This is a genomic window from Acidovorax sp. GW821-FHT09A11, from assembly GCF_059418365.1.
Genome location: NZ_JBWKPS010000008.1, coordinates 182,378 through 192,338 on the forward strand (window position 1 = coordinate 182,378; position 9,961 = coordinate 192,338).

10 protein-coding genes are annotated in these 9,961 nt (G+C 69.6%); 7 read left to right on the top strand and 3 right to left on the bottom strand.

Translation table 11 applies throughout. The annotated features are described in order from the left end of the window. Positions 1-120 precede the first annotated feature (120 nt). Positions 121-1,026, top strand: a complete 906-nt coding sequence (locus AC07PV_RS19870; protein ID WP_218295476.1) for an AEC family transporter — start codon at positions 121-123, stop codon at positions 1,024-1,026. Continuing rightward, the gene (locus AC07PV_RS19875; protein WP_218340181.1) at positions 1,023-1,709 is read left to right on the top strand and encodes a GDSL-type esterase/lipase family protein; all 687 of its coding nucleotides are present in this window, start codon (positions 1,023-1,025) and stop codon (positions 1,707-1,709) included. Before AC07PV_RS19870 ends, AC07PV_RS19875 begins: the two co-directional genes overlap by 4 nt. Before the next feature lie 78 nt (positions 1,710-1,787). Here the strand turns inward: AC07PV_RS19875 and queG are convergent, their stop codons facing one another. Then, complete coding sequence (gene queG / locus AC07PV_RS19880) at positions 1,788-2,837, bottom strand: tRNA epoxyqueuosine(34) reductase QueG (protein ID WP_218295478.1); 1,050 nt, start codon at positions 2,835-2,837, stop codon at positions 1,788-1,790. 12 nt (positions 2,838-2,849) lie between these two features. Here queG and tsaE point away from each other — a divergent pair, with 12 nt between their 5' ends. The 3 genes from tsaE (at position 2,850) to AC07PV_RS19895 (ending at position 5,320) form a co-directional block, all read left to right on the top strand. Continuing rightward, positions 2,850-3,377 (top strand): tRNA (adenosine(37)-N6)-threonylcarbamoyltransferase complex ATPase subunit type 1 TsaE, encoded by a 528-nt coding sequence (tsaE, locus tag AC07PV_RS19885; protein WP_492807253.1) that lies wholly within the window; start codon positions 2,850-2,852, stop codon positions 3,375-3,377. Positions 3,378-3,438: 61 nt separating this feature from the next. After that, positions 3,439-4,866: an N-acetylmuramoyl-L-alanine amidase gene (locus AC07PV_RS19890; RefSeq protein ID WP_494595264.1), complete on the top strand. Its 1,428-nt coding sequence runs from the start codon at positions 3,439-3,441 to the stop codon at positions 4,864-4,866. A 115-nt stretch (positions 4,867-4,981) separates the two neighbouring features. Then, positions 4,982-5,320, top strand: a complete 339-nt coding sequence (locus AC07PV_RS19895; protein ID WP_218295481.1) for a cupin domain-containing protein — start codon at positions 4,982-4,984, stop codon at positions 5,318-5,320. A 234-nt stretch (positions 5,321-5,554) separates the two neighbouring features. Here the strand turns inward: AC07PV_RS19895 and AC07PV_RS19900 are convergent, their stop codons facing one another. Continuing rightward, positions 5,555-7,120: a methyl-accepting chemotaxis protein gene (locus AC07PV_RS19900; RefSeq protein WP_494595267.1), complete on the bottom strand. Its 1,566-nt coding sequence runs from the start codon at positions 7,118-7,120 to the stop codon at positions 5,555-5,557. 304 nt (positions 7,121-7,424) lie between these two features. Between AC07PV_RS19900 and AC07PV_RS19905 the strand changes: the two genes are divergently transcribed. Beyond that, entirely contained in the window at positions 7,425-7,664 is a 240-nt protein-coding gene (locus AC07PV_RS19905; protein ID WP_218295483.1) for a YMGG-like glycine zipper-containing protein, read from the top strand. Positions 7,665-7,795: 131 nt separating this feature from the next. On the opposite strand, the gene AC07PV_RS19910 is transcribed toward AC07PV_RS19905, so the two are convergent. Next, the gene (locus tag AC07PV_RS19910) at positions 7,796-8,446 is read right to left on the bottom strand and encodes a DedA family protein (RefSeq protein WP_218295484.1); all 651 of its coding nucleotides are present in this window, start codon (positions 8,444-8,446) and stop codon (positions 7,796-7,798) included. A 108-nt stretch (positions 8,447-8,554) separates the two neighbouring features. Here AC07PV_RS19910 and mutL point away from each other — a divergent pair. Beyond that, positions 8,555-9,961, top strand: a 1,407-nt coding sequence (mutL, locus tag AC07PV_RS19915) for a DNA mismatch repair endonuclease MutL (RefSeq protein ID WP_494631124.1), incomplete at its 3' end; no start/stop codon positions are given.

Consider the following 9,961-nt stretch of genomic DNA (forward strand, 5'->3'; position numbering starts at 1 on the left):
GTTCTCCTTCATGGGTGACAGACAGCCTGGATGGTATGCGCAACCGGTGTCCTGGCAGCCTGCGGATTCCACATAAGGGCTAACCCGCAGAACACGACACGGATCAAGTATTCTCCGTGCGTGAATTACGCCCAGCTCCTGCTTCCCGACTTCTCCCTCATCCTGTGCGGCTACCTCATCTGCCGCTACACCGCCCTGAACCGCTCGGTATGGCAGCCGGTGGAGAGCCTGGTGTACTACCTGCTGTTCCCCGTGCTGCTGTTCCAGTCCATCGTCAAGAGCCCGGTGGACATCGGCGCCGCATCGGGGCTGATCGCCGCCGGGCTGATCTCCGGCCTGATCGGGATCGCGCTGGCCTACAGCCTGCCGCACTGGCCCTGGCTGGGCCGGCGCATCGACGCGCGCGACCATGCCGCCAGTGCCCAGGTCGCGTTCCGCTTCAACTCGTTCATTGGCCTGGCCATTGCCGAGCGCCTGGCGGGCTCCGAGGGCCTGCTCATGATCGCCGTGCTGATCGGCGTGTGCGTGCCGCTGTTCAACGTGGCGGCCGTGTGGCCGATGGCGCGGCACGGCCAGCACAGCTTCGCGCGGGAGCTGGTGCGCAACCCGCTGATCGTCGCCACGGTATCGGGGCTGGTGGCCAACCTGCTGGGCTTCAGGATTCCCGACTGGGCCGCGCCCACGGTGGGCCGCATCAGCGCGGCATCGCTGGCGCTGGGGCTGATGGCCGCGGGCGCGGGCCTGCAGTTTGGCCTGCTCACGCGCGGCAAGGCGCTGAGCGTGGCGGTGCTGTCCATCCGGCACCTGCTGCAGCCGCTGCTCGCGTTCGGCATGGCGCGCCTCTTTGGGCTGAACCCGGTGCAGACCACCATGCTGCTCGCCTTCTCCGCGCTGCCCACCGCCTCCACCTGCTATGTGCTGGCGGCGCGCATGGGCTACAACGGACCGTACGTGGCGGGGCTGGTCACGCTGTCGACCCTGCTGGGCATGGTCAGCCTGCCGTTTGCCCTGGGATTTCTGCGATGACCGATCCACACCCTGCCCTGCGTTCCGCCGCCCTGGTCCAAGCACGCCGCCGCGCACTGATGGCGGGCCTGGCGGCCGTGGCGCTTGTGCCGCTGGCGGGCTGCGGGCGCAAGGCCCCGCGCGCGCAGGCGGTGCCCACCGGCGCCACGGTGCTGGCGCTGGGTGATTCGCTGACCTCCGGCGTGGGCGCATCGGCCGACACCGCCTACCCTGCCGTGCTGGCGCGCCTGACGGGCTGGAAAGTGGTCAACGCCGGCGTGTCGGGCGACACCTCGGCCCAGGCGCTCGAACGCCTGCCGGCGCTGCTGCAATCGCACCAGCCCGCGCTGGTGATCGTGGGCATCGGCGGCAACGACTTTCTGCGCCGCCAGAGCGCCAGCACCACCCGCGCCAACATCGTGCGCATCTGTACGGAGGCGCGCGCCAGCGGCGCCCAGGTGCTGCTGGTGGCCGTGCCCGAGCTGTCGCTCCTGGCGGCCTCCACCGGCCGGCTGGGCGATCACGCGCTGTACGAAGAAGTGGCGACCCAGCTGGAGATTCCACTGCACAGCAAAGGCTGGTCCGGCGTGCTGTCCGACGCCCGCCTGCGGTCCGACCAGATCCACGCCAATGCGGCCGGCTACGAGCGGTTTGCGCAAGGGCTGGTGGAAACGCTCAGGGACGCCGGGCTGCTGGCGCGGTAAAGCCACACAGAGCCTCGGCCTGAATACTCATTTTTTGATAGCTGCCAGCGCTTAATTATCAAGCGCTAGAGCCCACTTTCATTCAAAATCCAGCGCCCAGGCCACATGTTCGCGCACGAGTTCACTGGGCTCCTGGGCACGGGACTGCAGCGCCGCACGCACCGCGCCATCGCCCGTGGCCCGCAGCGCATTGCCCAGCGCCACGGCCACGTTGCGCAGCCAGCGCTCGTGGCCAATGCGGCGGATGGGGCCGCCTTCGGTCATGCGCAGGAAGGTGGCCTCGTCCCATGCGAACAGGTGTGCCAGCTGCTGGCCCGCCAGGCCCTTGCGCTCGTCGAAGTCGGGCAGCCGGCTGGCCTGCGCGAACTTGTTCCAGGGGCAGATGAGCTGGCAGTCGTCGCAGCCGTAGATGCGGTTGCCCATGAGCGGCCGCAGTTCCAGCGGGATGGGCCCGGCGTGCTCGATGGTCAGGTACGAGATGCAGCGCCGCGCATCGAGCCGGTGCGGCGCGATGATGGCCTGCGTGGGGCAGATGTCGATGCAGGCGCTGCAGCTGCCGCAGTGCGCGGTGACCGGGGCGCTTTCAGGCAACGCCATGTCCACGTAGATCTCGCCCAGGAAGAACATCGAGCCCGCCTCGCGGTTGAGCACCAGGGTGTGCTTGCCGCGCCAGCCCTGGCCGCTGCGCGAGGCCAGCTCGGCCTCCAGCACCGGCGCGGAATCGGTGAATACGCGGTGGCCGAAGGGGCCGATGGCCTCGGCGATGCGGTCGCTGAGTTTTTGCAGGCGGGCGCGCAGCACCTTGTGGTAGTCGCGCCCCCGGGCATAGACCGAGACGATCCCTTCCTGCGGGCGGGCCAGGCGCCCCAATTCGAAAGCCTGCCAGCCGCCGGACGTGCCCGTGCCCGTATCGCGCGGCAAATAATCCATGCGTGCCGTGATCACGCTCACGGTGCCGGGCACCAGTTCGGCCGGGCGCGCGCGCCTCATGCCGTGCGATGCCATGTAATGCATGTCACCATGGAAGCCCTGCGCCAGCCAGGCCGAAAGGCCGGGCTCTGCGGCGGACAAGTCCACCCCCGCCACGCCGATTTGGGAAAATCCCAGTTCGCGGGCCCACTCCTGCATTTGAGGAACGAGTTGACTGTTGCACCACATACCGGCCAGATTGTAGGAAGCGGCACGGCCGCCCCGGCCGAACCCGCCCCCCCCTTCACCTGGCGCAGCGAGGATGACACCGCCGCCTTCGCGCAGCGCCTGGCCGCGCAGCCGGGGCTGTCCAACGCCTTCGTCACGCTGCACGGCGACCTGGGCGCGGGCAAGACCACGCTGGTGCGCCACCTGCTGCGCGCCCTGGGCGTGCAGGGCCGGATCAAGAGCCCCACCTACGCCGTGGTGGAGCCACACGAGGCCCCGGGCCTGGCGATCTGGCACTTTGATTTCTACCGCTTCGACGATCCGCGCGAATGGGAGGACGCGGGCTTCAGGGACATTTTTGCCAACCCGGGGCTCAAGGTGGCAGAATGGCCGGAAAAGGCTGCAGCGCTTACGCCGCCTGCGGACCTTGCTATACACATTGAAGCAATTGACGACACCGAAAGGAAGATCACGGTGCACGCCCAAACCGCCAACGGCCGCCACATGCTGCAAGGGCTGCTGAACCCATGAGCCGCCCATCGGCCGCACCGACCCCGGCCTGCCCCCGCGCGCCCCGCACGGGAGGCCCGCGATGAGCCCCGGCAGCGCCAGCGGCACGCCCCAGGCCGCAGCCCGGGGCGTGGCTTCGCGCCGGGCCGTGCTGCAGGCGGGCAGCCTCGTGCTGCTGCTGGGCACGCAGCAGATCGCGCGCGGCGCCACCATCCTGGCCGTGCGCGTCTGGCCCGCGCCCGAATACTCGCGCGTGACCATCGAGTCCGACGGCGCGCTGGTGGCCAAGCAGTTCTTCGTGACCACGCCGCCGCGCCTGGCGGTGGACATCGAGGGCATCGACCTCAGCCCCGAGCTGCGCGAACTGGTCGCCAAGGTCAAGCCGGACGACCCCAACATCGCTGGCATCCGCGTGGGGCAGAACGCGCCCGGGGTGGTGCGCTTGGTGGTGGACCTCAAGCAGCCCGCCATGCCGCAGGTGTTCACGCTGCCCCCCGTGGCGGCGTACCGGCACCGCCTGGTGTTCGACCTTTACCCCGCCGCGCCGGTGGACCCGCTGGAGGCCCTCATCGCGGAGCGCCTGCGCGATGCCCCCGTGGCCACGGCCGCCGCCACCCCCAAAGCCCCCACGCCGCCCGCCGAGCACGACCCGCTCGGCGACCTCATCGCGCAGCGCACCACCCGCCCCGTCCCGGCAGAGCACCCGCCCGTGGCGGCGCCCCCGGTGGCGGCCGCCCCGGCCGAAACCACGCGCCCGCCGGGCAACCGGGCCACGTCCACGCACACCGACCGCATCATCATCGTCGCGCTCGACCCCGGCCACGGCGGCGAGGACCCGGGCGCCATCGGCCCCTCGGGCACGCGCGAGAAGGACGTGGTGCTGCGCGTGGCCCACCTGCTGCGCGACCGCATCAACGCCACCACCGTGGGTGGCAATCCCATGCGCGCCTTCCTCACGCGCGACGGCGACTACTTCGTGCCCCTGGGCACGCGCGTGCAGAAGGCCCGGCGCGTGCAGGCCGACCTGTTCGTGAGCATCCACGCCGATGCCTTCACCACGCCGGCCGCGCGCGGCGCCAGCGTGTTCGCGCTGAGCCAGGGCGGCGCCTCCAGCACCGCCGCGCGCTGGCTGGCCAACAAGGAGAACCAGGCCGACCTGGTGGGGGGCATCAACGTGCAGTCCAAGGACCAGCACGTGCAGCGCGCGCTGCTCGACATGAGCACCACCGCGCAGATCAACGACAGCCTCAAGCTCGGCTCCGTGCTGCTGGGCGAGATCGGCGGCATGGCCAAGCTGCACAAGCCGCGCGTGGAGCAGGCGGGCTTCGCGGTGCTCAAGGCCCCCGACATCCCCAGCGTGCTGGTGGAAACCGCCTTCATCAGCAACCCCGACGAGGAAAAGCGCCTGCGCAGCAGCGCCTATCAGGAGCAGCTGGCCGACGCGCTGATGCGCGGCATCACGCGCTACTTCGCCAAGAACCCGCCACTGGCGCGCAGCCGTTCCGTCTAGCCTTGCGCGGACCGCCAAGTGCAGGCAAAGTAGCCTTCATCACCCACGCTCCGGCGTGCAGGCATGTGCTTCCTGCACACCGGCACGCACCGGGGAGGACGGAAGGAGAAACGCCATGGCACTGCCCCACGCCCAATCCGGCCAGATCGTCAGCGTGCGCCCCCTGGGCGACCGCCTGCCCGAGGCCATCACCACCGCCATCCTGAAGGCCGGCCAGCTCGAAGTCATGCGCGTCGTGCTCCCCGTGGGCAAATCCATGAAGGAACACCAGACCCCCGGCGAGGCCACGGTGCAGTGCATCGAGGGCGTGGTCGAGTTCGTCAGCGAGGACGGCATCCAGCAGCTGCATCCCGGCGACTTCGTGCACCTGGCGCCGCGCGCGCTGCATTCGCTCAAGGCGGTGGAGCACGCGTCCCTGCTGGTCACCCTGTGCCTGCTGGCGGGTGGGCGCTGAGGTTTTTTCAGATCCCTGTTTTGGCGTAGCCACTACCCATCGGGCCATGCGCCACCGGCGACGAATGCAACTGGCGCAGCCAGCGCGAGTGCGCCCCGCGCAAGGGCCGCCAGGCCGGCGCATGCGGCGCTTCGCTTGCATGCGCTGGCAGCATCCCCCTCCCGGCTCGCACGGCGAGGCGAGGCGAGGAGGGGCTGAGGGCCGAGGCACGAATCGACTCAGAGGGGGTTCGCCTCACCGCTCCAGGCGGAACACGCTCACGACCTCCGCAAGCCGCGCCGCCTGGTGCTTGAGGCTGTCGGCGGCGGCGGCGCTCTGCTCCACCAGCGCGGCGTTCTGCTGCGTGACCTGGTCGAGCTGCGTCACCGCCTCGCCGACCTGGCTGATGCCGATGGTCTGCTCGCCCGTGGCGCTGGAGATCTCGCCAATCAGGTCGCTCACCCGCTGGACCTGCGCGACGATGTCTTCCATGCTGAGGCCGGCATCCCCCACCAGCTGGGTGCCGTTTTCCACCTTCTGCACGCTGTCGCTGATGAGCGCCTTGATCTCCTTGGCCGCGGAGGCCGAGCGCTGCGCCAGGCTGCGCACCTCGCTGGCCACCACGGCGAAGCCGCGCCCCTGCTCGCCCGCGCGCGCCGCCTCCACCGCCGCGTTGAGCGCCAGGATGTTGGTCTGGAACGCGATGCCGTCGATCACCGCGATGATGTCGGTGATCTTGCGCGACGCGGCCGAGATGTCCTGCATGGTGGCCACCACCTGGCCCACCACCTCGCCCCCCTTCACCGCCGCGGCCGATGCCGCGCCCGCCAGCACGGCGGCGCGCTGCGCGGTGTCGGCGTTGTTCTTCACGGTGCTGGTGATCTGCTCCATGGACGCGGCCGTCTGCTCGAGGTTGCTGGCCTGCTCCTCGGTGCGCTGGCTCAGGTCGGCATTGCCCGAGGCGATCTCGCTGGAGCCGGTGGCGATGGAGTCGCTGCTGTGGCGCACGTCGCCCACGATGCGCACCAGCGATGCCTGCATGGTTTCCATGGCCTGCATCATCTGCGCCACCTCGCCGCGCCCCTGCGCGTGGATGGGCCGCGACAGGTCGCCCTCGCCGATGCGCCGGGCCACCGCGGCCACCTCGCCCAGCGAGCGGCGGATGCGCCGCACCACCACCCAGGACAGCAGCACCAGCAGCGCCAGCCCCGCGATGCCCGCCGCCAGCACGGCGGCGCGGTAGGAGCCGATCAGGCCCGCGGCCTCGGCGGCCTGGTCGGCCGACCGCTGGATCTGGTATTCCACCATCTTGTCCGCGACCGCGTTGTACTGGTTGACCACCGGCACGAAGGTGGACATGGCAAACGACTTGGCCTGTGCCATGTCGCCTGCCTTCTTGAGCGCCAGGGCCTTGTCGCGCGTGGCGAGGTACGGCGTGCGCACCGCCGCCAGCTCCTCCTGGATGCGCAGGCCTTCGGGGCTGGTTTCCAGCTCGCTGTAGCGCTTTTGAACCTTGGACGTGTCGGCCGTGGTGGCGGCGATCAGGTCCTTGAAGAAGTTCTGCAGGTCGTCGCCTTCGGACTGCACCACCGAGAACACCCGCGTGGAGTTGACCGCGATGTTGCTGCGCCAGCGCAGGGCCAGCTGCAGGCGTTCGACCTGCTCATTGGCCAGACCGTCCACCGTCCTGCCCAGGTGCTGCACGCGCACCAGGCTTAACGCCAGGATGAGCACGAGCGCCAGGACGGCCACCCCCACGATCAGGCCGATCTGTTGCGCCACCGTCAGCTGCGGGCCCGTGCGGGATGTTTGAGGGTCCATGGTGTGTGTCCTTATACGAATGGATTGCATTAGAAATGATCTGCTGCCGCCCGCCGGTTGGCAACCACCGGCGATGCCACGTAAACCCGCCCCAGGGGGAACGTGATGCCCGCGCACCACGGGAACCGCCGGCACTTGGCAACGCGGCGGGCGTTTCCCATGAGGTCGCATGTCCTACAGCGGCATCCCACGGCTGCCTACGCGGGGGCCCCGCCGGGCGACGGATAGTGAAGCCACAGGTCCAGCCCGTCTGCAGCCGCAGCCGGACTCCCAGGCCTGATTCCATTCACAAAGGACTCTTGCCATGAAAATCCGTCACATCCTTCTTGCGACCACCTGTACCGCAGCCCTGGCACTGGGTGGTTGCGCTTCGAACCCCACCAGCGCACAGGTGGGCACCGGCGTGGGCGCCGTGGTCGGTGGTGTCGCCGGCAATGCCGTCTTCGGGGGCCCCGCAGGCACGATTGGCGGTGCCGCCGCCGGCGCCCTGATCGGCCATGAGATCGGCGAGGACCGCGATCAGCGCCGGCCTTATCGCCGCTGATCCCCCCGGCCGCCGGGCAACCTCCCCTGCGGCCGAACCGGGCTGCCGGTGAGTTCTGCATAAAAGAAGCTGCCAGCGCTTGTCACACAAGCGCTGGCAGCTTTTTTTTCATAGCACCCGTTGATTCAAGGTCAAGGTGCGGTCCTGGCCTGCCGCCCGGCGCGCCAGGCACCAAAGATGGCGATCAGGCCGGGGATGAAGATCATGGCCCAGATGATCTTGTCCAGGTTCTCCTTGACCCAGGCAAAGTTGCCAAAGAAATACCCCGCCGAGCAGATGCCCAGGACCCACAGGAGCGCGCCCCCCACGTTGAACGCGGTGAACTTGGCGCGGCCCATCTCCGCCACACCCGCCACGAACGGTGCGAAGGTGCGGATGAAGGGCATGAAGCGAGCGATCACGATGGTGATGCCGCCATAGCGCTCGTAAAAGTCATGCGCCTGGTTGAACGCACGGCGGTTGAACCAGCGCGAGTTTTCCCACTGGAACACCTTGGGCCCGAAGTAGCGGCCCAGCGAGTAGTTGCACTGGTCGCCCAGGATGGCCGCCGCCAGCAGCACCGCGCAGGCCAGCGGAAAGCTCATCATCCCCGCGCCGCACAGCGCGCCCACGATGAACAGCAGCGAATCGCCCGGCAGGAACGGCATCACCACCAGCCCTGTCTCGACGAACACGATGGCGAACAGCAGGGCGTACACCCACATGCCGTAGGCCTGTACGAAGGCCTCCAGGTACTTGTCCACGTGCAGGATGAAGTCGATGAGAAAAGTGACAAGTTCCATGGAAGGGCGGGTCCGGACACCGGGCAGCAAAAAGGTGGGCGCATTATCCCCATCAGGCCCCGCCCCGGCCCGATACCCCTGCGCGGCCCCCGCCCTAAAATCCCACGGGTGAACGACACCACCCCCCTCCTCGCGGCGGCGCAGCCCGCCACCACCCCCCTCGCCACTGCCCGGCGCCCCATCCGCGACCTGCCCGATGAACTCATCAGCCAGATCGCCGCCGGCGAGGTGGTCGAGCGCCCCGCTTCCGTGGTGCGCGAACTGGTGGACAACGCGCTGGACGCGGGCGCCACGCAGATCACCGTGCGCCTGTCGGCTGGCGGCGTGCGCCTGATCACCGTGGAAGACGACGGCGGGGGCATTCCACACGCAGAATTGCCCGTGGCGCTGCGCCGCCATGCCACCAGCAAGATCACCAGCCTGAACGACCTGGAGACCGTGGCCACCATGGGCTTTCGGGGCGAGGCGCTGGCCGCCATTGCCTCGGTGTCGGAGATGGCCCTGCTCTCGCGCCCGGCGGCGCAACCCAATGCCTTCCTGCTGGACGCACGCAGCGGCGAGCTGCGCCCGGCCGCGCGCAGCACCGGCACCACGGTGGAGGTGAAGGAGCTGTTCTTCTCCACCCCCGCGCGCCGCAAGTTCCTGAAGACCGACGCCACCGAACTCGCACACTGCATCGAATCGGTGCGGCGCCACGCGCTCGCGCGGCCGGATGTGGGCTTTGCCATCTGGCACGAAGGCAAGCTGGTGGAGCAGTGGCGCGCCACCTTCGTGCCCGGACAGGGGGATGCCCAGGACGCGCTGGCCCGCCGCCTGTCCGACGTGCTGGGCGAGGACTTCGTCACGCAATCCGTGGCCGTGCAGCACCGCGTGGGCCCCGTCACCGTCACAGGCCGCGCGGGCCTGCCCGACGCCGCCCGCTCGCGCCCCGACCACCAGTACTGCTACGTGAACGGCCGCTTCGTGCGCGACAAGGTACTCACCCATGCCGCCCGCAGCGCGTACGAAGACGTGCTGCACGGCCACAAGCAGCCCATCTATGCGCTGTATGTCGAGATCGACCCGGCCCGCGTGGACGTGAACGTGCACCCCACCAAGATCGAGGTGCGCTTTCGGGACAGCCGCGAGGTGCACCAGGCCGTGCGCCATGCCGTGGAAAACGCGCTGGCCGCACCGCGCGCCGCCGCGCTCGCGGCCGTCGCTGCGGCTGCTGCGGGGGCAGCCGCGCCAGACGCGGGCGCCACGGCGCAGGGCCCCACCGAGGACTTCAGGCCCAATCAGCCTCCAGCCCTTCAGTGGCAAGCGCAGTCAGCTATCAAATTTGAAGAACGCGGCCACCACGTGGCGGACCTGCAGGCGCTGTGGAGCCCCCAGAGGGAGGCCGGGCCCATGGGCCATGGCGCGCCAGCCGCCGTGTTGCCCACCGCGGCGCCATCGCAGCCCCTGCCGGGCACGGCCGATGCCCCGCACGGCAACGGCCCCGCGGCCGCCCCCGCCGGCGGCGCGGTGCCCGGC

Bases quoted from the DNA above. Each gene is read 5' to 3' on its own strand.
- AC07PV_RS19910 (WP_218295484.1), bottom strand. From the start codon at position 8,446: ATGGAACTTGTCACTTTTCTCATCGACTTCATCCTGCACGTGGACAAG.
- queG (WP_218295478.1), bottom strand. From the start codon at position 2,837: ATGCAGGAGTGGGCCCGCGAACTGGGATTTTCCCAAATCGGCGTGGCG.
- AC07PV_RS19895 (WP_218295481.1), top strand. From the start codon at position 4,982: ATGGCACTGCCCCACGCCCAATCCGGCCAGATCGTCAGCGTGCGCCCC.
- AC07PV_RS19900 (WP_494595267.1), bottom strand. From the start codon at position 7,120: ATGGACCCTCAAACATCCCGCACGGGCCCGCAGCTGACGGTGGCGCAA.
- AC07PV_RS19905 (WP_218295483.1), top strand. From the start codon at position 7,425: ATGAAAATCCGTCACATCCTTCTTGCGACCACCTGTACCGCAGCCCTG.
- AC07PV_RS19890 (WP_494595264.1), top strand. From the start codon at position 3,439: ATGAGCCCCGGCAGCGCCAGCGGCACGCCCCAGGCCGCAGCCCGGGGC.
- AC07PV_RS19875 (WP_218340181.1), top strand. From the start codon at position 1,023: ATGACCGATCCACACCCTGCCCTGCGTTCCGCCGCCCTGGTCCAAGCA.